At 71.9% G+C, this 19564-nt stretch carries 21 protein-coding genes; 12 read left to right on the forward strand and 9 right to left on the reverse strand.

The annotated features are described in order from the left end of the window. Window positions 1-69: 69 nt before the first annotated feature. Window positions 70-363 (reverse strand): phosphopantetheine-binding protein, encoded by a 294-nt coding sequence (locus ACIP4Z_RS13290; RefSeq protein ID WP_355334794.1) that lies wholly within the window; start codon window positions 361-363, stop codon window positions 70-72. Between the two features lie 300 nt (window positions 364-663). Here ACIP4Z_RS13290 and ACIP4Z_RS13295 point away from each other — a divergent pair, with 300 nt between their 5' ends. From ACIP4Z_RS13295 to ACIP4Z_RS13305, 3 genes are all read left to right on the forward strand, one after another. Then, window positions 664-1377 (forward strand): alpha/beta fold hydrolase, encoded by a 714-nt coding sequence (locus ACIP4Z_RS13295; protein WP_355334797.1) that lies wholly within the window; start codon window positions 664-666, stop codon window positions 1375-1377. A 127-nt stretch (window positions 1378-1504) separates the two neighbouring features. After that, on the forward strand, window positions 1505-2638 hold the full coding sequence (locus ACIP4Z_RS13300) for an acyl-CoA dehydrogenase family protein (RefSeq protein ID WP_391047692.1): 1134 nt from the start codon (window positions 1505-1507) through the stop codon (window positions 2636-2638). Then, on the forward strand, window positions 2635-4113 hold the full coding sequence (locus tag ACIP4Z_RS13305; protein WP_401307333.1) for an amino acid adenylation domain-containing protein: 1479 nt from the start codon (window positions 2635-2637) through the stop codon (window positions 4111-4113). The genes ACIP4Z_RS13300 and ACIP4Z_RS13305 overlap by 4 nt, the downstream gene beginning before the upstream one ends. On the opposite strand, the gene ACIP4Z_RS13310 is transcribed toward ACIP4Z_RS13305, so the two are convergent. Further along, window positions 4093-4758 (reverse strand): response regulator transcription factor, encoded by a 666-nt coding sequence (locus tag ACIP4Z_RS13310; RefSeq protein ID WP_355334806.1) that lies wholly within the window; start codon window positions 4756-4758, stop codon window positions 4093-4095. The genes ACIP4Z_RS13305 and ACIP4Z_RS13310 overlap by 21 nt on opposite strands. 494 nt (window positions 4759-5252) lie before the next feature. Between ACIP4Z_RS13310 and ACIP4Z_RS13315 the strand changes: the two genes are divergently transcribed. The 4 genes from ACIP4Z_RS13315 to ACIP4Z_RS13330 all read left to right on the forward strand — a co-directional run bounded on the left by ACIP4Z_RS13315 (window position 5253) and on the right by ACIP4Z_RS13330 (window position 8996). Further along, on the forward strand, window positions 5253-5888 hold the full coding sequence (locus ACIP4Z_RS13315; RefSeq protein ID WP_355334808.1) for a TetR family transcriptional regulator: 636 nt from the start codon (window positions 5253-5255) through the stop codon (window positions 5886-5888). Between the two features lie 377 nt (window positions 5889-6265). Beyond that, window positions 6266-7024 (forward strand): ferric reductase-like transmembrane domain-containing protein, encoded by a 759-nt coding sequence (locus ACIP4Z_RS13320; RefSeq protein ID WP_401307337.1) that lies wholly within the window; start codon window positions 6266-6268, stop codon window positions 7022-7024. Continuing rightward, window positions 7021-8727 (forward strand): FAD-dependent oxidoreductase, encoded by a 1707-nt coding sequence (locus ACIP4Z_RS13325; RefSeq protein WP_401307340.1) that lies wholly within the window; start codon window positions 7021-7023, stop codon window positions 8725-8727. Before ACIP4Z_RS13320 ends, ACIP4Z_RS13325 begins: the two co-directional genes overlap by 4 nt. Then, a complete protein-coding gene (locus tag ACIP4Z_RS13330) occupies window positions 8724-8996 on the forward strand; it encodes a hypothetical protein (protein WP_391047703.1) in 273 nt (90 codons plus the stop codon). The genes ACIP4Z_RS13325 and ACIP4Z_RS13330 overlap by 4 nt, the downstream gene beginning before the upstream one ends. A 36-nt stretch (window positions 8997-9032) precedes the next feature. On the opposite strand, the gene ACIP4Z_RS13335 is transcribed toward ACIP4Z_RS13330, so the two are convergent. The 4 genes from ACIP4Z_RS13335 to ACIP4Z_RS13350 form a co-directional block, all read right to left on the reverse strand. After that, window positions 9033-9887, reverse strand: a complete 855-nt coding sequence (locus tag ACIP4Z_RS13335; protein WP_401307343.1) for a DUF4232 domain-containing protein — start codon at window positions 9885-9887, stop codon at window positions 9033-9035. Continuing rightward, complete coding sequence (locus tag ACIP4Z_RS13340; RefSeq protein ID WP_355334821.1) at window positions 9871-10374, reverse strand: RNA polymerase sigma factor; 504 nt, start codon at window positions 10372-10374, stop codon at window positions 9871-9873. The genes ACIP4Z_RS13335 and ACIP4Z_RS13340 overlap by 17 nt, the downstream gene beginning before the upstream one ends. A gap of 183 nt (window positions 10375-10557) precedes the next feature. Further along, window positions 10558-11238, reverse strand: a complete 681-nt coding sequence (locus tag ACIP4Z_RS13345; protein ID WP_401307347.1) for a class F sortase — start codon at window positions 11236-11238, stop codon at window positions 10558-10560. A gap of 3 nt (window positions 11239-11241) precedes the next feature. After that, the gene (locus ACIP4Z_RS13350) at window positions 11242-11988 is read right to left on the reverse strand and encodes a DUF4232 domain-containing protein (RefSeq protein ID WP_401307350.1); all 747 of its coding nucleotides are present in this window, start codon (window positions 11986-11988) and stop codon (window positions 11242-11244) included. Between the two features lie 214 nt (window positions 11989-12202). Between ACIP4Z_RS13350 and ACIP4Z_RS13355 the strand changes: the two genes are divergently transcribed. Next, window positions 12203-13036: a phosphotransferase gene (locus tag ACIP4Z_RS13355; protein ID WP_401307353.1), complete on the forward strand. Its 834-nt coding sequence runs from the start codon at window positions 12203-12205 to the stop codon at window positions 13034-13036. 42 nt (window positions 13037-13078) lie between these two features. Here the strand turns inward: ACIP4Z_RS13355 and ACIP4Z_RS13360 are convergent, their stop codons facing one another. Continuing rightward, entirely contained in the window at window positions 13079-13492 is a 414-nt protein-coding gene (locus ACIP4Z_RS13360; RefSeq protein ID WP_391048211.1) for a MarR family transcriptional regulator, read from the reverse strand. A 227-nt stretch (window positions 13493-13719) separates the two neighbouring features. Between ACIP4Z_RS13360 and ACIP4Z_RS13365 the strand changes: the two genes are divergently transcribed. Then, window positions 13720-15213, forward strand: a complete 1494-nt coding sequence (locus tag ACIP4Z_RS13365; protein WP_401308129.1) for an MFS transporter — start codon at window positions 13720-13722, stop codon at window positions 15211-15213. 87 nt (window positions 15214-15300) lie between these two features. Here ACIP4Z_RS13365 and ACIP4Z_RS13370 read toward each other — a convergent pair whose 3' ends face one another. Next, window positions 15301-16335, reverse strand: a complete 1035-nt coding sequence (locus tag ACIP4Z_RS13370) for an NAD(P)-dependent alcohol dehydrogenase (protein ID WP_401308132.1) — start codon at window positions 16333-16335, stop codon at window positions 15301-15303. Window positions 16336-16585: 250 nt separating this feature from the next. After that, window positions 16586-17077, reverse strand: a complete 492-nt coding sequence (locus tag ACIP4Z_RS13375) for a peptidylprolyl isomerase (protein WP_355334835.1) — start codon at window positions 17075-17077, stop codon at window positions 16586-16588. Between the two features lie 407 nt (window positions 17078-17484). On the opposite strand from ACIP4Z_RS13375, the gene ACIP4Z_RS13380 reads away from it, so the two are divergent. The 3 genes from ACIP4Z_RS13380 (at window position 17485) to ACIP4Z_RS13390 (ending at window position 19537) form a co-directional block, all read left to right on the forward strand. Continuing rightward, entirely contained in the window at window positions 17485-17886 is a 402-nt protein-coding gene (locus ACIP4Z_RS13380; protein WP_355334838.1) for an ATP-binding protein, read from the forward strand. A 354-nt stretch (window positions 17887-18240) separates the two neighbouring features. Next, on the forward strand, window positions 18241-18909 hold the full coding sequence (locus ACIP4Z_RS13385) for a class I SAM-dependent methyltransferase (protein ID WP_401307356.1): 669 nt from the start codon (window positions 18241-18243) through the stop codon (window positions 18907-18909). A 40-nt stretch (window positions 18910-18949) separates the two neighbouring features. Then, window positions 18950-19537, forward strand: coding sequence for a DUF664 domain-containing protein (locus ACIP4Z_RS13390; RefSeq protein ID WP_391162606.1), 588 nt, complete (start codon window positions 18950-18952; stop codon window positions 19535-19537). Window positions 19538-19564: the final 27 nt, after the last annotated feature.

Here is a 19564-nt window from a genome sequence, read left to right on the forward strand (position 1 = left end):
CCGCGCTTCCGGTCGGGCGGTTCGCGTCCGCGTCAAAGCGGCGGCGGCACAGCGGCGTCGGACAGAGCGTCAGGCCATGGCGGCGGGGTCGGTCTGGATCCGGACCACGAGCTTGCTGATGGCGTCCAGGCTCTTGAAGTTCCTGCCGACGATGTACTCGGGCGGCATGAACAGCCCGTACCTGTCGTGGATATGGGCGATCAGCTCGGTGGTGTTCAGCGACGTGAGGATTCCGAGCTGGAGCAGCGGGGAATCGGGCTCGATTCCCTCCTCGCCCTCGGGCAGGAATCGCGTTTCGACGAACTCCTTCAGCTCCGCGAGGACTTCGTCGTAGCCGAGCTGCGGATCAGAACTGTCGGACATGCGTAGCGACCTTCCGGAGTCCGGGGTTGACACGGCGGAACCCCCGACTCCACGAAGTCGCGGTCGGCTCGGCCAGGGCCCCAAACGTAGCTACGGGCGCCGCCGGAGGACTTCACCAGACCTGATGAATTACGCCCGCGCACACACGCCCCGAAGTGCGTACTTACGGGGGAGGCGCCGCTTCCGCTTCCCGTGCGGGTCCTCATTAATGATGAGTACTCACGGCCGTGGCCCCGTGCCGCCGCAACGGCGAGGATCGAGGGACCATCCGGTGCGCCCGATCACAGGAGGTCCGCGGCCGTGCTGCTTCCCGCCCTACGGCCCCAGTTGCTGTGCCTGCCCCATGCCGGCGGCAGCGCGGTGATGTACCACGCGTGGCGGCCCGGCCTCGCCGAGGTGGCGCGGGTCCGCCCGGTCGACCTGCCGGGCCACGGCAGCCGCAGGCGCGAACCGCTCGCCCAGGACATCGGCACGCTGACCCGTACCCTCGCGGCCGAGCTGGCACCCGGTATCGAGGGACCCTACGCGGTGTTCGGGCACAGCTTCGGCGCCGTGGTCGCCTTCGAACTGACCCATCGGCTTTCGCAGTTGGTCGGGCCGCCCGCCGCCCTGATCGTCTCGGGACGCAATTCGCCCCGCACCCCGCACGCGCTGCCGCCGCTGCACAACGCGCCGCCCGCCCAACTGCTGAGCGGCCTGCGGACGTTGGAGGGCGCGCTGCCCGCCGTCGAGGACAGTCCTGAACTGCTCGACCTGTTCCTTCCGCCGCTCCGCGCCGACCTGCGGATGACGGAGACCTACCGCCGTCCCACCGAACTGCCGCCGCTGTCCTGCCCGGTGCATGTCTTCGCCGGCGACCTGGACCCGGTGGTGGACGCGCCGGGGCTGGCCGCGTGGGCGGCGGAGACCACCGGGCCGTGCCGGGTCACCACCGTGCGGGGCGGCCACATGATGCTCGCCAGCGCCGAACTGCGCTCCGCGCTGGCGGACCTGCTCACGGTCGGCGCGATGTGATCCGCGACCCCTGAGCCCTGAGCGCGGAGCCCTCGGCCCCGAGCCCCAGCCCTGAGCCCCGAGCCCCGAGCGCAGCACCCCACCTTCCGTCTCTCCCTCCCTCCCCCCTCCCGATGCAGGAGCCAGCGTGGACTTCAGTTGGAGCACCGAGCAGACCGCGCGGTACGAGGAGACCGTCCGCCGGGCCGCCGACGCGTTCCCCGCGGACCGTCCGCGGCGCCCCGGTGAACGGTCCGACTGGCGGGAACTCGGCCGGATCGGCGCCCTGGGCGCCTGCCTTCCCGCCGAGTACGGCGGGGACGGCCTCGGCGCGCTCGACACCGCGCGGGTCATCGAGGCCGTGGGCCGCGGCTGCCACGACACCGGGCTGGTCTTCGCGGCCAGCGCCCACCTCTTCGCCTGCGCCGTGCCGATCGCGGAGTTCGGCAGCGCGGACCTCAAGAAGCGCTTCCTGCCGGAGCTGGCGTCCGGCCGGATGATCGCGGGCAACGCCATGACGGAGCCGGAGTCCGGCTCCGACGTCTCGCGGCTGCGGGTGACGGCGACCGAAGTGCCCGGCGGATTCGTCCTGGACGGCGAGAAGAGCTTCGTCAGCAACGGCCCGGCCGCCGACGTCCTGGTCACGTACGCGACCAGCGACCCGGACTCGGGACACCTCGGCCAGACCGCCTTCGTCGTGCCGGCCGACGCCCCCGGGGTGCTGCGCGGTGAGCCCTTCGAGAAAATGGGTCTGTCCTCCTGCCTGGCGGGCACGGTGACCTTCCAGGAGTGCTTCGTCCCCGACGACCAGGTGCTGGGCGTCGAGGGGATGGGCGCGACGATCTTCCAGACGTCCATGGGCTGGGAGCGTGCCTGCCTCTTCGCGGGCTATCTGGGCCTGATGGACCGGCTGGTCGAGGAGTGCGTCCGATTCGCCCGCGAGCGGCGGCAGTTCGGCCGCCGCATCTCCGGCTTCCAGGCGGTCTCGCACCGCATCGTGGACATGAAGCTGCGGCTGGAGAGCGCCAGACTCCTGCTCTACCGGGCCTGTTGGGAGATGGACCGCGGCGGCAGGGCGACCCTGCCGGTGGCGCTGTCGAAGCTCGCCGTCTCCGAGGCCGCGGTGCAGAGCGCGCTGGACGCCGTACGGATTCTCGGCGGTCGCGGATACCGGTCGGAGTCGGGTGTGGAGGCGGCACTGCGGGACGCGGTGCCGAGCGTGCTGTTCTCCGGTACCTCGGAGATCCAAAAGGAGCTCGTCGCGAAGGAGCTGGGACTGTGAGGCTGCACGAATTCGTCACCGCCGCCGCCCGCAGGGCGCCGGATTCACTCGCGGTCGACGCCGTCGACGGACGGCTGACCTACGGCGAACTGGACGCGCTCGCGGCGCGTTACGGCGCGGCGCTGGCCGCGAGCGGGGTGCGGCCGGGCGACCGGGTCGTGCTGTGGAGCGCGAAGAGCCTGCACGTCGTGGCGCTGATGCAGGCGTGCCTGCGTGGCGGAGCGGTCTACGTACCGGTGGCGTCCTCGAACCCGCCGTCGCGGCTGGCGCGGATCGTCGCGGCCTGCGCCCCCGCGCTGGTGGTGACCGACGAGGACGGCGCGGACGCGGCGGCCGACGCGGGCTGGGACGCGGCGCCCTGCCGTACCTTCGCGGACCTGCTGGCGACGGGCGAGGGCCAGCCCGTACCGTCGCCGGTCGAGGGCTCGGAGCACGATCCGGCGTACATCCTGTTCACGTCGGGTTCGACCGGTGAGCCCAAGGGTGTGTGCCTGAGCCACCTCAACGCGCTGGCATTCGTGCGGTGGGCGGCGGCCGATCTGCGGCTGGTCCCCTCGGACCGGCTCTCCAACCACGCGCCCTTCAATTTCGACCTGTCGGTCTTCGACCTCTACGCGGCGTTCCTGGCGGGCGCCAGCGTCCATCTGGTGCCCGAGGCGCTGGCCTACGCGCCGGCCCAGCTCGTCCGCTTCATGGACGAGCACGCGATCACCGTCTGGTACTCGGTGCCGTCGGCGCTCACCTTGATGATCACCAAGGGCGGGCTGCTGGACGGGCCGCCGCCGCGCGCGCTGCGGGCCTGCGTCTTCGCGGGCGAGGCGTTCCCGATCGCCCATGTGCGGCGGCTGCGCGCGGCGTGGCAGGACGTCAGGCTGCTCAACTGGTATGGCCCGACCGAGACGAATGTCTGTACGTCGTACGAAGTCTGCGCCGCCGATCTCGACCGCGCGGGCGCCCTGCCGATCGGCGCGGTCTGCTCGGGCGACACCCTGGAGCTGGGCCCCGAGGTCGCGGGCCAGGCGGGGCGGGAACTGCTGGTCTCCGGCCCCACGGTGATGCTCGGGTACTGGGGCCATCCGCCGCAGAGCGGCACGTACGCGACCGGCGACCTCGTGCGGTACGACGACGCGGGCATGCTGGAGTACCTGGGGCGCCGCGACCACATGGTGAAGATCCGCGGCAACCGGGTGGAGCTGGGCGAGATCGAGAGCGTCCTGAGCCTGCACCCGCAGGTCAGGGACGTGGCCGTGGTCGTGCTCGGGACCGGGCTCACGGCACGGCTGCACGCCGTGGTGGTCCCGGCCCCGGACAGCGCTCCGGGCCTGCTCGCGCTCAAGCGGTGGAGCGCCGAACGGCTCCCCACCTACATGCTCGTCGACAGCCTCAGCCTTTTCGACGAGATACCCCGAACCGGGAACGGCAAGAAAGACCGTTCCCAGGTCGCGAAAATGGTGTCACATACTGGTACCGACTAAAGATTCTAAATTGCCGCCGGCTCTGACAATTCCTTTTTCATAAGCATATATAACGGCGTGTACTCGATTGCGCAGAGCCAGCTTGTCCAGCATGCGCTGAACGTGTGATTTCACGGTGCTCTCACTCAGAAAAAGTGCTTCTGATATTTCCGCGTTCGAATAGCCGCGGATGATGAGCTGGAGCACGTCGCGCTCACGCCGGGTTATTCCACTGGACACCAGATCGGTCTCCGATGTTTCCGCTTGCGGCGGTTCCGGCGTGATGGCCGCCGCGGTGGCGGCGGCAGTGGCGGCCCCGACGGTGGGAATCACCAGTCGGTAACCGGCGGCGACCATCCGGACAGCGGCGATGATCCGCTCCGGACTCGCCTGACTGTCGAGCACACCCCTGGCACCGGCCGCCTGCCAGTGCTGAGCGCACTGCTCCAGGCTCTGGACCAGGGCTAATATCTTAGGGCAGCCGTCGGCGCCGCCGACGATGAGCTGCTGGATGGCATGCGGAACATCCGGCGCCACATCCAGCGCGTCGATGATCACCACATGCGGAGACAACCTTGCCACGCAGGGCAGAGCGTGCCGAATATCGGCAACCTCGCCCACGACTTCCAGATCGGTTTCCCTGCTCAGCAGGACACTGAGTCCCACACGGGAAACCGCTCTGGAGTCGACGAGAAGAACTCTCGTGATCCCATCCTGAAGCATCGAGCCCCCGACCTTCAGCAAACAGCACGTTATTTCGACTCTAGCACGCACGCCTGACCAGCATCAACATGGAACATTTGAGCTCGTTATGATTGAAAGTTAAATCTATAGCCCTTTCGGGCAATGCCCCGAGCCGCCGCACAGGTCACGGCGCGCCGATAAACTCCCCTCGCGGACAGGTCGCCCGTTTGCGTCCCAAAGAGGTTTCAAGCGACCCTCGCGGGTAATTCTTCCGGGTTCGGCGAGGCGTGTCGAGCGCCCGGCGGGCGGCCGGGCCGCGTCGGCGCCGGACCGGACCGGCGCCCGGTCCGCACGCGGTCCGCGCCCGCGGCGCCGACGGTGGCCGGCGCACGGCCGGCGGGTGGTTGGCGTTTCACCCCGCCGAGGCTACTCTCATAAATCACCGAACGGTGAATTTACGTGACAGGGCGGCGGTCATGGGAGAGGCGGTCACCGGACGGCCCGGCCGACGGCCGGGCCGCAGCGGCAGCAGAGAGGCGATCCTGCGGGCGGCGCGGCTGAAATTCGCCGAGTACGGCTACGAGCGGACGACGGTGCGCGGCATCGCCCGCGAAGCGAAGGTCGACGCGGCGCTCGTGCACCACTTCTTCCGGTCCAAGGAAGGGGTGTTCGCCGCCGCCGTCCACGAGGCGGTGCGCCCGATGGAGTTGCTGCCGGTGCTCGCCGGGGATCCCGCCACCTCGGGCGAGCGGCTGCTGACGACGGTCCTCGGCCTGTGGGAGTCGGCCGAGCGGCACGACGCGCTGCTGGCGGTGATCCGGTCGGCGGTCTCGCACGAGACGGCCGCCGGGATTCTGCGGGAATTCCTCGGCCGCGAAGTGCTCGGCCCGCTGGCCCAGGCACTGGCCGAGCCACAACGCGCGCTGCGCTCTGCCCTGTTGGGCTCTCAGCTCATCGGTCTGGTCATGGCCCGCTACATCATCCGCGTCGAGCCGCTGGCATCCGCGAGCACGCCGTCGCTGATCGCCGTGTACGCGCCGGTGATCCAGAATTCCCTCACCGGCGACCTGCCGCTCCCCCGCACGGCCGACCGTCCGGGCGGCGCGGGCTGAGCCGCGCCCGGCCCGGTCCTTCACCATTCGCCGCGCAGTACACCGGTTCGTGATTCACCATCGCCGCGCAAAGCCTTTACGCGAGCTACGCGATCCGGGCCGGTGATTCGCCGTCACAATGGTGATTTAGCGTCATATCGAGCCAGCCCGGGGCCCGTTGGCCATGCATCGACCGCGCGCGAATCTTGGTGTAGCGTCTGCCGCCAAGCAGCGTGTCCTTCAGGGGAAAGGGCCCGAAGAGAAGCCTGCCCCGAACACCTTTGCCGCATTCATCGGCGAATGCACAAAAGGGTAACGGGACAGCTCGGCTCCGGGTATCGCCCCAGGTCTTCGCCCTGCGCGTGTCGCAGTCGCGTCGATACGAGGAGTCACAGGATATGGTCACGGTCGCGGCATTCGACAGCCGTAAGAAGACCCCCGCGCTCAGCGGTGCTTCCCGTCTTCTGCTGGTGCTTTTCTCGGTATTGGTGCTTTTCACGGTGGGGTTGCTCCTGGCGCGCGGCACTTCCGCCGCCGCTCCCATCCCCGGTTCCCCGCTGGACGCGTACGACAAGCAGGTCCCCTACGACATGGGCGTCCACAAGATCGCGCGACTCGCGGCTCTGATCGCGTATGTGCTGATGGTGGCCACCGTCGTCCTCGGTGTGCTGCTGCGGCTGAGATTCCTGCAGCACGCGGTCAACCGGGCCACCTTCTACGGCGCGCACATGACGCTGGCGCTCTCCGCGATGATCTTCGGTGTCGTGCACGGCGCGACCTTTCTCTACCAGCCGGTCTGGCGGATCGGCGGCCGTGAGCTGACGGTGCCGTTCACCGGCGGTGTGCAGCGGCTCCCGGTGGGCTTCGGCATCCTCGGCACCGAACTGGCCATCGCCGTGGGCTGTTCGGTGTGGCTCCAGCGCAGACTGGGCTACCACCGCTGGCTGAGGACTCATCAGTTCGCTTATGCAGCCTTTGGGTTGATCTGGCTGCACGTCTTCCTGGTGCACCCCGAGCCGCGCCATCTGAATCTGGTGTCGGTCGGCATCGCCACCGGCGCGGGCACGGTGTTGCTGGCCTTCCTGATCCGCGCCTTCCCGTCCCGCTCCCGGCTCAGACAGCGCACCTACCTCGGCAGGCCGGGAGCCGCCGAATGATCCAGCCGCCTCCCCCGGGCCGTGTCCCCCCGGCGCCCTGGCCACCTGGTCAGACGCCCGCCGCCCGGCCCACCACGCCGGTCGTCGTCCACCAGGGCCGCCCGGCCGCGCGCACCGCGCCGCCGCTCCCCCAAGCCCCCATCGCCGCCGAGTCGTTCGCGCCCGCCAGGCCCGTACTGGTGCCCGAGGCGGAGCCGGTACGGATCAGCGTCGACAACAACCGGTGCCACATCTACGGCATCTGCCAGCAGGAGGCGCCCGAGGTCTTCCGGATCGCCGAGAGCGGTTCGCTGCACTACACGCGCAGCGTGCCCGCCGACTACGCGGCCAAGGCCCGCCAGGCGGTGCGGTGTTGCCCGATGCAGGCCATCACCGTCCACGGCGGGCAGAGCCCGTCCGGCGGTCCCGCCGCGATCGGGCGGCGGGCGGCGAGGCCGCTGCGCAGCGGCTCCGCGGCGCGGGCGAGCCTGCGGCGGATCGTCGTCGCGGGCGCCGGGCTCGCCGGGCTGAGCGCCGCGACCCGACTCAGGGAGCGCGGTTTCGACGGGGAGTTGGTGATGGTCGGCGAGGAGCCGCACCGGCCGTACAGCCGTCCGCCGCTGTCCAAGCAGTATCTGTCGGGCCGGCTCGCCGAACAGCAGTTACCCTTCCGGGCGGACGCGGCGCTGGACGCGCACTGGCTGCTCGACACCCGGATGACGGGGCTGGACCTGGCGAAGTCCGCGATCGAACTGCGCGGCGGGGAGTATCTGCCGTTCGACGGGCTGGTGGTGGCGACCGGTGTGGACGCCAAGCGGCTGCCCGAGGCGCCGGTGTTCAGCGACCGGGTCCGTACCGTCCGCACGATCGAGGACGCGGCGGCGATACGGCGGGCGATGCACGCGGCGCGCGCCCGTCGGGTGGTGATCCTCGGCGGCGGCTTCATCGGCTGCGAACTCGCCTGCACCGCGCGGGAGAACGGGATGGACGTGACGCTCGTCGTCCACAGCGCGCCGCTGCTGCGCCGGGTGCTCGGCGCCAGGGTCGGCGCGGTGGTCGGCTCGCTCCAGCGCCGCGCGGGTGTCGACGTCCGCCTCGGCACGAAGATCACCGACTGGCAGGACCACGGCGACGGGCTGCGGCTGCGGCTCGACGACGGCGCGGTCCTCGACTGCGACTTCGTGGTGCTCGGTCTCGGCGGCCAGCCCCGTACCGAGTGGCTGCGGGGCAGCGGTCTGGAGATCTCCGACGGCGTGCTCTGCGGGCCGACCTGCCACGCGGTGGACCAGTGGGGCAGGACCACGCCGCATGTGGTGGCGGCCGGGGACGTGGCCCGCTGGCCCAACCCCCGGTTCGACACCGAGCCGCGCCGGGTCGAACACCTCATCCACGCCGTGGAGATGGGGCAGCACGCCGCCGACTCGTTGCTGCGCGGCCCCGGACGCGCGGCGCGCTTCACTCCGGTGCCGCGCTTCTGGTCGGAACAGCACGGCATCCGGATCCAGGCGGTGGGCATCCCCGCGCTCGGCACGGACACCGAGGTCGTGGCGGGCTCGATGCGCTCGGACCGCTTCCTGGTCCGCTACTCCCGGCAGACCGCGTACGGTCCGCAGATCGTGGCGGCCGTCGCCTTCGACATGCCGCTGGAACTCCTGCGCTACCGCGACCAGATCGGACGCACTCTGCCCCATACCCGGCCCACCGGCGGAAGGGGGCGCCGATGAGCCGTCGCGGCGTCAACCGCAGGAGTCGTTCCGGGCTGCTGCTGTCCGGCGGGATGCTGTCGTGGCTGCTCAGCGTCCCCGCCCGGCTGCACCTGCGCTGGCTGATGATCCTGCTCGTGATGGCGGCGGCGATGGCGGCGTACGGCAGGGTGCTGATCACCGCGGCGCCGATGCCGCCCAGCAAACCGCCGGGCGTCCGTTCGGGTTCCCCCGCGTCCCCCACCTACTCGATGCCGCCCGCGACCTCCAGCCCGCCGGACGTGCACTGAGCCGGCGTCGGCGCGGACCGACCCCCGCCGTCCCCGTCAGGACGGCGGGTTGCCCGTCGCGCCCGCGGTGAAGGGGGTGACCACGAACTCGTTGTCGCAGTTGGTGATCTTCCCCGGGAAGACCAGCGACGCCCTGCTGCCCGGCGGGTAGATCCGCAGGCTCGTGGAGGTCGGCAGGCAGGTCCCCTGCTGGTTGACGGTGTGGATGGTGTCGCTCGCGGACTCGCCGGGCCGCAGCACGACGGGCCCGTGCGGGAGATTCTGGTACGTGGCGGGGGCGCCGATCTGCTTGCCGTTCGCGTCCAGCAGCGACAGGCCGGGGAAGCCGGTGACATGGCAGACCGTATCGCTGTGGTTGGTGAGCAGCAGGTAGCGGTAGAGGTTGCCCGCGCCCGCGTCGCCGTCGCCGAGGGAGGCGGTGAGCTGCGCGGCCGTGCACAGCGGTGTGGCGGCGGAGTCGGTGCCGGTGCTGGTGCTGGTCGGCGAGGTGGGCGGGGTGGTCCCTGACGGCTCGGACGTGACGGTCGTACCGTCGCCCGGGCCCTTGGTGGGCGTGGTCCGCGTCGGGGTGGGCGCGGGCGGCGGCACGACGGGCGGGGTCGTCGGTCCGGGGGCCGTGGTGACGGGCCCGCTGCTGTTGGCCGGTGTGGGGACGACCTCCTGCGAGTCGTCCCTGTTGAGCGTGCCGGCCACGTAGAAGGCACCGGTGATGACGGCGGCGGCGAGCGTGCCGCCGACCATCGCGCGGGAGCGGCGGCGCCTGGCCGCGCGGCGGCGGATCAGCTCGAACGAGCCCGCGGGCGGCGGCAGGTAGACCGCGGGCGGGCGCAGCAGCGGCTCCAGCGGGTCGAAGGGCTCCCCGCCGGGACCGTCGTCAGACAGTCCGGTCATGGTGTTCCCCCAGCCTGGCGCGCAGCAGTTCGCGGGCCGCGTGCAGGTCGGCCTTGACCGTGCCCTCGTTCCGGCCGAGCAGCGCGGCCACCTGCTGTACGGGCAGGTCCGCGTAGTAGTACAGCAGTGCCGGGTCGCGCAGTCGCTCCGGGAGGGACTGGACGAGCATGCGCACCGAGGGGTCGCTGCTGTCCTGCTGCTCCTTCACGGCTTCCTCCGTGGTGAATCGGCGCATGGCGCGGCGCTCCCGCTCCAGTCTGCGCCAGTGGTCCCTGACCAGGTTGGCCGCGGTCACATAGAGGTATCCGCTGGGCTCCTCGACCTTGGTCCAGCGCGCCCACAGCCGGGTGAAGGCCTCGGACGCGATCTCGTGCGCGGTCCCGTCGTCGTCCACCAGACGGCGGCACCAGCCCGCCAGGCGCGGATAGACGGCCTCGAACAGCTCGGCGGCCGCGCGCTCTTGGGACCGGATGGCCGCTCTCCTCACTCGTCGTCCTCGTGGTGATCGTCGTCTGCCCCGGTGGCGCCGGGGCAGACCTCCCGGGCCGCCCGGCGCCGCCCGCCCCGCGCCGGCCCCGGATCGGGGCCGGCGCCGGGGACGTACGCGCGGACCAGGTCCGGTGCGTACGAGCGGTGGGCGTCCGGACGGCGGACGGGTGCGGGGTCCTGTTCAGGTTCCCGCTCCCGACGACAGGGACGCGTAGACGATCACGTTGTCCTGATAGCCGCTCCCGGTGATCCGGGTGCCGCCACAGGTGATGAGACGCAGAGCGGGGTGGTCGACGTTCCCGTACACGCGGTCCGTCGGAAATCGCGCTTTGGCGACCGTCTGGACGGAGTCGACGGTGAAGGCGGCCGTGGCGCCGTCCTTGAGGCCGATCTCGATCCGGTCGCCGGCGGCGAGCTCGGACAGGTGGCGGAAGACGCCGTCGCCGTACTGTCCGACCGTGACGTGGCCGAGGATCACCGAGGGTCCTGTGACGCCGGGCGTCGGCGAGCCGCTGTACCAGCCCGCGGGCGAGCGCGCCTCGATCGGCGGTACGGCCACGGTGCCGTCGGAGTTGAGCCCCAGTGACATCACCGGGGTGTCGACGCCGATGGCCGCGATCCGCAGCCGGACCGGGACCGAGCGGGCCAGCGGTACGGCCCCGGTGGTCGCCGGGGCCGTACCGCGGGACGACGGCGTCGAGGTCGCGGACGCCGAGGCGGACGGTGTCCGCTCCGTCCCGCCCGGGGTGGCCCGAGCGGGCGGGTCGGACTGGCAGCCGCTCAGCAGCACCAGTACGGCGGCGGCGAGCACGCACCAGGCCCGTACCGGGACGGAACGGCTGAGGGAGGTGACGGTCGGCAACGGTCAGTCCTGTGCCCGGCCGTGCGACCTGCGGCGCATCCCGGTGACCAGGCCGAGGGCGCCGACGGCCAGCACACCGGCGCCGGCCAGCGCGAGGGTGTCCTTGTCGTGGGTGCCCGAGGAGTGCGCGGTCTCGGCGAGGCCGGTGTCGGGGGCGCCGCTGGGTACGGCGGTGACCTGCGAGCCGGAGCCGGAGGACGTGGTGGTGGGCGTCGGCGCGGGCGCGGAGTTGGAGGGGTTGCCGCCGGTGCCCGCGACGAGCGGGGTGACGGAGAACTGGTTGTCGCAGTTGGTGATCTTTCCCGCGAAGACCAGCGACGCCTTGTTCCCCGGCGGGTAGATCCGCAGGCTCGTGGAGGTCGGCAGGCAGGTGCCCTGGTGGTTGATGGTGTGGATGGTGTCGCTCACCTTGCCGCCGGGGCGCAGCACGACCGCCGCGTAGCCGTTGTGCTCGCGGGTGGCGGGCGCGCCTATCTGCTTGCCGCTCGCGTCGAGCAGCGACAGGCCGGGGAATCCGGTGAGGTGACAGGTGGTGCCGCTGTGGTTGGTCAGCACCAGGTAGCGGTAGAGGTTGCCCGCTCCGGCGTCCTGACCGCCGAGGGACGCGGTGAGCTGGGAGGTGGCGCACATCGGAGTGCTCGATGTGTCGCTCGCGGGGGCGACGGCGGTCGCCGGGGACGCTCCGAGTACGGCGAAACTGGCCGCGGTCGAGAACGCGGCGGCGCCGACGGCGAGTGAACTCATGCGCATGTCCGGTCTTCCCTTCTCCCCCCGGCTGCCGCGCTCCGGAACGAGCGCCGGCCGGGCCGTAAGGGGATTCGCAGGGGAGAGACGACGCGGGGTGGCGCCGGGTTGTAAAGAGATTGCCAAATCAATCGAGCGGCGAGCGGCGGCACTTCGCACACGGCGTTTCCCGCGCCGCCTCCCGGCGGGTCCAACGGCGGGCCTGGCAGGATCGGTTGCCATGGGCGCGCATCAGTGGGGCACGCACGCCGTGACGTTCGCGGCCGACGGCGTGACCAAGCGGTTCCCGGCCACCGCCCACGAGCGCGCCGTGCGCGAGTGGCGGGCGTTGACGCTGCTCGACCGGCACGCGCCGGGGCTGGCGCCGCGGCCGTACTCCTGCGACCTGGGCGACGCGGGGCCGGTGGTCTCGATGTCCCTGCTGCCCGGAGCGCCGCTCCGGGGCGCGCCGTTGGACGGCGAGCGGCTGACGCGTCTCGCGCGGACGGTGAACGCGCTGCACAGCGCGCTGCCCGCCGACGTCCTCGCGCGGGTGCCCGTACGGCCGGAAGGCCCGGCGGAACTCGGCGCGCGGCTGCGCGGTTGGGCGCCGCGGGTGCGGGGACGGGTGGACGCGGCCGTGGGGGCCGCTGTCGACGCGGGCCTCGCCTGGCTGGACGCGTCGGGCCCGGACCGTACGGAACAGACCGCCGTGCCCGCGGTCTTCGGCCCCGGTGACGGCAATCTCGCCAACTACCTCTGGGACGGCTCGCGTGTGCGGGTCGTGGACTTCGAGGACTCCGGCCGCAGCGACCGCGCCTATGAACTGGCGGAGATCACCGAGCATGTGGCGAGCTGGGTGGAACACCCGCTGGACGTCGCGGCGTTCCTGTCGCACGTCGAGCTGACGGCGGCGGAGACCGTACGGCTGCGGGACTGCCGACGGCTGATCGCGCTGGTGTGGCTGTTCCTGCTGTCCTTCGAGGACCTGGCCTCGGAGGACCCGGCCGCCCGGCGCAATCCGCCGGGTACGGCGCGGCGGCAGGCGGGCCGTCTGCTGGCCCTGCTCGGCTGACCGGCCGTACGCCCTCGCGTGGACGGTCCGCCGAGCGCGGTCTCACGGCCGCGGCCACTGCCGCCCTTCGCGGGACTCGATGCTGCGGTTGAAGCGGGCGAGCATGTCGCTGAGGAGTTCCACGTCCTGCGGTGACCAGTCGGTCAGGACGCTGTCGATGCCCGCGATGTAGAACGCGCGGTCGGCCGCGAGCCGTTTGGCGCCCTCTTCGGTGATGCGGAGCTTGCGGGCGAGGCCGCCGTCGGGGTCGGGGACGCGCTCGGCGAGGTCGGCCCTCAGGAGGGCGGCGGTCTGCCGGTTGACCGTCGAGGTGTCGAGCGCGAAGGCGTCGGCGAGCTGTCCGATGGACATCGGGCCCTCCGAGTCGAGGCGCGCGAGCAGCAGATACGCGGACTTGTCCAGCCGCTCGGCCGAGCTGTCCCGGCGCGTCAGCACATGGTGGCGGGCCACCAGCATCAGTTCCCGCTCCAGCCGCTCCAGCACACCGCCTCCGCATGACGTATGGACGCACGACGTGGGACGTACGAACCCGGGGGCGCGCGCCGTGACGTCCGTGCTCCCGCCTCCCGAGAGTACCCACGACCTGGGCAATGTGCATGACGCACATCCTATGTATCATGCACATCTCCCTGCCCACGTCGTCCACGGCCCGCGGCCCGACGACCCCCACCGAAGGCGACGACATGTCCGACTCAGCAAGCGGCACCGGCATACCGGCAGCCGGTCACACCGCCGGTGTCCACCGGCCCGCGAGTGGCGCGGTCGTCGCCGTGCTGGCCTTCGCGGGCATCGTGGTGGCCCTCATGCAGACGCTGGTCGTCCCGCTGCTGCCCGAACTGCCTGGCCTGCTGCACGCCTCGGCCTCCGACACCTCATGGGTGATCACCGCGACCCTGCTCGCCGGAGCGGTCGCCACCCCGGTCACCGGACGGCTCGGCGACATGTACGGCAAGCGCCGCGTCCTGCTGCTCAGCCTCGGTCTGCTGGTCGTCGGCTCGCTGGTCTGCGCCTTCACCTCGTCGCTGGTCCCGATGGTCGTGGGCCGGGCGCTCCAGGGCGGCGCGACGGGCGTCATCCCGCTGGGCATCAGCATCATGCGCGACGAATTGCCCGCGGAACGGCTCGGTTCCGCGATGGCGCTGATGAGCTCGTCGCTCGGCATCGGCGGCGCGCTCGGCCTGCCCAGCGCCGCGCTGATCGCGCAGCACGCCGACTGGCACGCGCTGTTCTACACCTCCGCGGGGCTCGGCGTGGCGGCGATGGCGCTGGTCCTGTTCCTCGTGCCGGAGTCCCCGGTGCGCACGCCGAGCCGGTTCGACGTGCCGGGCGCGATCGGGCTGTCCGTGGGCCTGGTCTGCCTGTTGCTGGCGATCTCCAAGGGCGGCGACTGGGGCTGGGCCTCGGGCACCACGCTGGGACTGCTGGCCGCGGCCGTCGTCGTACTCGTCGGCTGGGGCATGTTCGAACTGCGCACCAGCGCGCCGCTGGTGGATCTGCGCACGACGGCCAGGCCGCAGGTGCTGCTCACCAACATCGCCTCCGTCATGGCCGGTTTCTCGCTCTTCGCGATGTCGCTGGTCCTGCCCCAGCTCCTCCAGCTCCCCGAGGAGACGGGGTACGGGCTCGGCCGGTCCATGCTCGTGGCCGGTCTGTGCCTGGCCCCGTCCGGGCTGGTGATGATGGCCGTGTCGCCGCTGTCGGCGCGGATCTCGGCGGCCCGCGGCCCGCGCGTGTCCCTGATGATCGGCATGGCCGTCGTCGCGGTCGGCTACGGGCTCGGCCTGTTCCTCACCCACGCCGTGTGGCAGGTGGTGGTCGTCGCCTCCGTCATCGGCTGCGGGATCGCCCTCGCCTACGCGGCCATGCCCGCGCTCATCATGGGCGCGGTGCCGCTGGCGGAGACCGCCGCCGCCAACGGGCTCAACACCCTGATGCGGTCCATCGGCACCTCGTCGTCCAGCGCGGTCGTCGGCGTGATCCTCGCCCACATGACCACCTCGTACCACGGCGCGCCGCTGCCCTCGCTCAGCGGCTTCCGGGTGGCCTTCGCCGTCGCCTGCGGCGCGGCCGTCGCGGCGCTGTTCATCGCCGCGTTCATCCCGGCGCGGCACGTGCGCGCCACGGGCGGCGGTACGGCGAAGGTCCCGGCACCGGCGCCGGCGGACGAGCCGGTCTGAGCGGTCCTCGGCCGTACCCGGTCCGAAGATCCCAGAAGGTCACACTAGGTCCCAGTAGGTCCCAGAAGCTCAACGTGAGGTCGACCTTCAGGGCAGGATCACGGCGCGGCCGTTGATCTTCCCGGCGTGCAGCCGCTCGTAGGCGAGCGGAGCGTCGTCCAGGGAGTACGTCTCGACGTGGACCTCGACCGCGCCGGAGCGGGCGAGGTCGAGCACCTCGATCAGCTCGGCGCGCGAGCCCCAGTAGGGGGCGCGGACGGCCGCGTCGTAGGCGACGGTGCCGAAGCCGACCGTGGCGCTGCCGCCGCCGATGCCGACGATCGTCACGTCGGACTCGACGGCGGCGCACGCGGTGGCGGTGGCGACCGTGGGGGCGGCGCCCACGAAGTCGAAGACGGCCTGGGCGCCGACGCCGTCGGTCAGCGCGCGGACCCGGTCGGCCGCGTCGGCGTCGGACAGGACGGTCTCGTGGGCACCGACAGCGCGCGCCAGCTCCAGCTTCTCGTCACTGACGTCGAGGGCGATGACGCGGGCCGGGCTGAGCACGCGCAGCAGCTGCACGGCGACGTGGCCGAGGCCGCCGGTGCCGATGACGACGGCGGTGCTGCCGGGGACCAGCTTCGGCAGCGAGGTCTTGATCGCGTGGTACGGCGTGAGGCCCGCGTCGGTCAGCGGCACCGAGGCGACGGGGTCGAGGTCACCGAGCGGCACCAGGTGCCGGGGGTCGTCGACGATCATGTACTCGGCGATGGCGCCGGGCGCGCCGAGGCCGGGCGGGCGGATGCCCAGCTCCTCGGCGCGCAGACAGTAGTTCTCCTTGCCCTGCGCGCACATCAGGCAGCCGCCGCAGCCCCACGGGCCGTAGACGGCGACCGACTCGCCCGGCTCCAGGCCGCCGACGCCCTCGCCGAGCGCGGCGACGGTGCCCGCGCCTTCGTGGCCGAGGGTGAGCGGCAGCGCGAAGGGCAGGGATTCGGCGGGCCAGCTCATGACGGCGATGTCGGAGTGGCACACCCCGGCCGCCGTGACCTTGAGCAGCACCTGGCCGGGGCCCGGCTCGGGGCGCGGGACGGTCACCACTTCGGGGGCGGCGCCCACGGTGCGGTACTGAACCGCCTTCATCTCGGCCCTCGGCTCCGCCGTCGTCCCGGCCTGAGTCGTGGCCGTCGTCCCTTCAGGGCTTGCTGATGTCGACATTCGGTGACCTCTCTCCGGCTCTCGCTCCCCCGCTTCGGTTCCCGGTCCCACCGCCGGGACCCCGCTCCCGGCTCTTCGATTTTCCCTCGGTCCCGCCCGCCCCGCTCAGCGAACGCGGAAGGCCCCCGGCGGGTCGCCGGGGGCCTTCGGGCCTACGAGGTCGCTGGTGGGGTGCTTACGCGACGGTGCCGGATGCGGAGATGACGACCTTGGCGGAGGGCGTGCCGCTGCGCGAGCCCTTGCCCTCGATCTGCTTGACCAGTTCCTCGCCCTCGACGACCTCGCCGAAGACGACGTGCTTGCCGTCGAGCCAGTCGGTGACCACGGTGGTGACGAAGAACTGCGAGCCGTTGGAGTTCGGCCCGGCGTTCGCCATCGACAGCAGGAACGGGCGGTCGTGCTTGAGCTTGAAGTTCTCGTCCGCGAACTTGTTGCCGTAGATGCTCTTGCCGCCGCGGCCGTCGCCGCTGGTGAAGTCGCCGCCCTGGAGCATGAAGGACGGGATGATCCGGTGGAACGCCGAGCCCGCGTAGCCGAAGCCGTGCTCGCCGGTGGCCAGCTCACGGAAGTTCCGCGCCGTCTCGGGCACGACGTCGTCGAAGAGACGGAAGACGATCCGACCGGCCGGAGCGCCGTCAATGGAGATGTCGAAGTACACGTTGTCCATGGGCACCATCCTTGCATCCCCAGTGGGAGACGCCGCGCCCAGAGCGGCCCAACACGGCAGATCCGCAGGTCACAGCCGTACCGGAGGTGCCCCAGGGCCTCCGGGGGCGTCCGGGCGCCCTCGGAAGGCCGACCGGGTCAACCTCGTCGCCTTGCCCGTGCGACCGGTGGCAAACTGCGCGGGTCCCAACTGTGGCGGATGCGTTTCGGTCATGGCACGTCGGCAAGACGCCCCGTTGACGACAGACCTGGGAAAAACGTCCGCAGGTGTCACCGCGCACCGCGGGCGACCTCCCCGGACCGTCGCCGTCCGTTGCGACCCGATGTCGAATTCCTGGAGATCAGATGGCCGCTGACAGGCCGCCGCCGGGTGGTGGGCAGCGCTCCACGCAAACGCCCCCCACCGGTATGCGAGCGCTTCGGGCCCCCTTCACGGCCGCCGCCGTACGCGCTCTGGTGCGGGAGACCGTGGCGGCCGACCCCGAGCCGTGCGATCCCAGAGCCATGGGCGACGCGGTGCTCGCCACCTCGGAACTCGCCACCAACGCCATCGTGCACGGCGGCGGTATCACCCACTGCCAGGCCCGCCTCGTGCCGCTCGGCGTCGAGGTGAGCATCGACGACCTGAGCCCCGCGCTCCCCCGCCTCACCGAACGCCCGCCGGGCACCGAAGCCCCTTACGTGGGCGGCGGATTCGGCTGGCGTCTGATCCAGCAGCTCGCCCTGCGAGTAACCGTCACCCCGCACGACCCCGCGCCCGACGGCACCCCGCGCGGCAAGCGGATCACCCTCATCCTGCCGCTGTACTGAACCCGGCGCGCGCGGCGGCCTACGCGTCCGCCGCGGCGCGCACGAATCGCCGCAGGCACGCGCGCAGCTCGGCGATGTGACCGTCCAGCGGGTCCGCGCGGCCTTCCGCGCCGAGTTCGGCGTTCATGGCCCGGTTGACGGGGCGCCGCCGCCGAGCGTCCCGCGCCGCCCACCGCCGCCCCCGTACGGGGTCGGCGACGGGCCGGGCGAGGGTGTGGCGGCCCTGCCACGGCGAGTGGCTGATGCCGGGACCCTTGACCTTGACCGGAGGTGAAGGTCGACAGTGCCGGTGGAGACCAGCCGACGAGCGGAGCCCACGCGGCTCCGGCGGGAACCGGACGAGAGGACCCACCCATGGACGACGACGCCCTCGTGGCGGAGCAGATGGCGTACTACCGGGGGCGGGCGGGCGAGTACGACCGGACCTACGCGCAGTACCAAGAGTTGCGGGACCTGCTGGAGGTGGTCGACGAACTCCCCATCACCGGGGACGTGCTGGAGTTGGCCTGCGGGACGGGCCAGTGGACCCCGAGGCTCGCGGCGCGGGCGCGGTCGGTGACGGCGGTCGACGCGGCGGCCGAGGTGCTGGCCATCGCCCGTACCCGTACCGGGTCCTCCACCGTCCGGTTCGTCGAGGCCGACGTGTTCGCGTGGCAGCCGCCGCGCCGCTACGACACGGTCTTCTTCGCCTTCTGGCTCTCCCACGTCCCGCCCGCCCGGCTGCCCGGGTTCTGGGTCACCGTCGCCGCCGCGCTCGCCCCGGGCGGCAGGGCCGTCTTCGTCGACGACGGCCCGGGCGCGGCGACGTACGAGGACGTCCTCACCGGCCATGCGACCCCGGCGGCGCTGCGCAGGACCGACGACGGCGGTCGGTACCGCATCGTCAAGGTGTTCCACGACGCCCGGACGCTCACCGACGACCTCACCGCGCTGAAGTGGTCGGTCAGCGTCCGTACCAGGGCCGGGTTCCTCGTCGGCGTCGCGGAACCGCCGCCCGGCGCGGGCCCCGCACCGACGGCGTAAACGGCGTGACCGGTGGTCGGGCGGGCGCGAGACTGGCCGCATGACCGTTACGGATGCCAAGACCGACCTGCGCTTCTACCTCCAGTCCGCGCGCGACGCACTGCTGTGGAAGCTGGAAGGGCTCTCGGAGTACGAAGTGCGCCGCCCGATGACGCCGACCGGCACGAATCTGCTGGGCCTGGTGAAGCATGTGGCCAGTGTGGAGTTCGGCTACCTCGGCGACACCTTCGGGCGGCCGTCGGGCGAGCCGTTGCCCTGGCTCGACGCGGGGGCCGAGGCGAACGCGGACATGTGGGCCGCCGCCGACGAGTCACGCGAGTACATCGTGGGCCTCTACCACCGGGCGTGGGCCCAGGCGGACGCGACGATCGACGCGCTGGCCCTGGACGCGACCGGCCGGGTGCCGTGGTGGCCCGACGGCCGGGACGAGGTGACGTTGCATCACGCCGTGGTGCGGGTGATCTCCGATACCCACCGGCACGCGGGGCACGCGGACATCCTGCGCGAACTCACCGACGGCGCGGTGGGCATGAACGAGAACAACGGCAGCCTGCCGCCGGGCGACGCGGCCTGGTGGGAGAACCACCGTGACCGCCTGGAGCGGGCGGCCCGGGAGGCCGACGCGTGAGGCCGTAGGACCGTCGTTCACCGACCA

Source organism: Streptomyces sp. NPDC088910, assembly GCF_044749865.1.
In the GTDB taxonomy this organism is placed as follows: Bacteria; Actinomycetota; Actinomycetes; order Streptomycetales; family Streptomycetaceae; genus Actinacidiphila.

Coding starts and splice junctions, on each gene's coding strand:
- ACIP4Z_RS13375 (WP_355334835.1), bottom strand. CDS start 17,077: ATGGACAACGTGTACTTCGACATCTCCATTGACGGCGCTCCGGCCGGT.
- ACIP4Z_RS13315 (WP_355334808.1), top strand. CDS start 5,253: ATGGGAGAGGCGGTCACCGGACGGCCCGGCCGACGGCCGGGCCGCAGC.
- ACIP4Z_RS13380 (WP_355334838.1), top strand. CDS start 17,485: ATGCGAGCGCTTCGGGCCCCCTTCACGGCCGCCGCCGTACGCGCTCTG.
- ACIP4Z_RS13330 (WP_391047703.1), top strand. CDS start 8,724: ATGAGCCGTCGCGGCGTCAACCGCAGGAGTCGTTCCGGGCTGCTGCTG.
- ACIP4Z_RS13325 (WP_401307340.1), top strand. CDS start 7,021: ATGATCCAGCCGCCTCCCCCGGGCCGTGTCCCCCCGGCGCCCTGGCCA.
- ACIP4Z_RS13370 (WP_401308132.1), bottom strand. CDS start 16,335: ATGAAGGCGGTTCAGTACCGCACCGTGGGCGCCGCCCCCGAAGTGGTG.
- ACIP4Z_RS13350 (WP_401307350.1), bottom strand. CDS start 11,988: ATGCGCATGAGTTCACTCGCCGTCGGCGCCGCCGCGTTCTCGACCGCG.
- ACIP4Z_RS13360 (WP_391048211.1), bottom strand. CDS start 13,492: ATGCTGGTGGCCCGCCACCATGTGCTGACGCGCCGGGACAGCTCGGCC.
- ACIP4Z_RS13385 (WP_401307356.1), top strand. CDS start 18,241: ATGGACGACGACGCCCTCGTGGCGGAGCAGATGGCGTACTACCGGGGG.
- ACIP4Z_RS13290 (WP_355334794.1), bottom strand. CDS start 363: ATGTCCGACAGTTCTGATCCGCAGCTCGGCTACGACGAAGTCCTCGCG.
- ACIP4Z_RS13365 (WP_401308129.1), top strand. CDS start 13,720: ATGTCCGACTCAGCAAGCGGCACCGGCATACCGGCAGCCGGTCACACC.
- ACIP4Z_RS13335 (WP_401307343.1), bottom strand. CDS start 9,887: ATGACCGGACTGTCTGACGACGGTCCCGGCGGGGAGCCCTTCGACCCG.
- ACIP4Z_RS13390 (WP_391162606.1), top strand. CDS start 18,950: ATGACCGTTACGGATGCCAAGACCGACCTGCGCTTCTACCTCCAGTCC.
- ACIP4Z_RS13355 (WP_401307353.1), top strand. CDS start 12,203: ATGGGCGCGCATCAGTGGGGCACGCACGCCGTGACGTTCGCGGCCGAC.
- ACIP4Z_RS13320 (WP_401307337.1), top strand. CDS start 6,266: ATGGTCACGGTCGCGGCATTCGACAGCCGTAAGAAGACCCCCGCGCTC.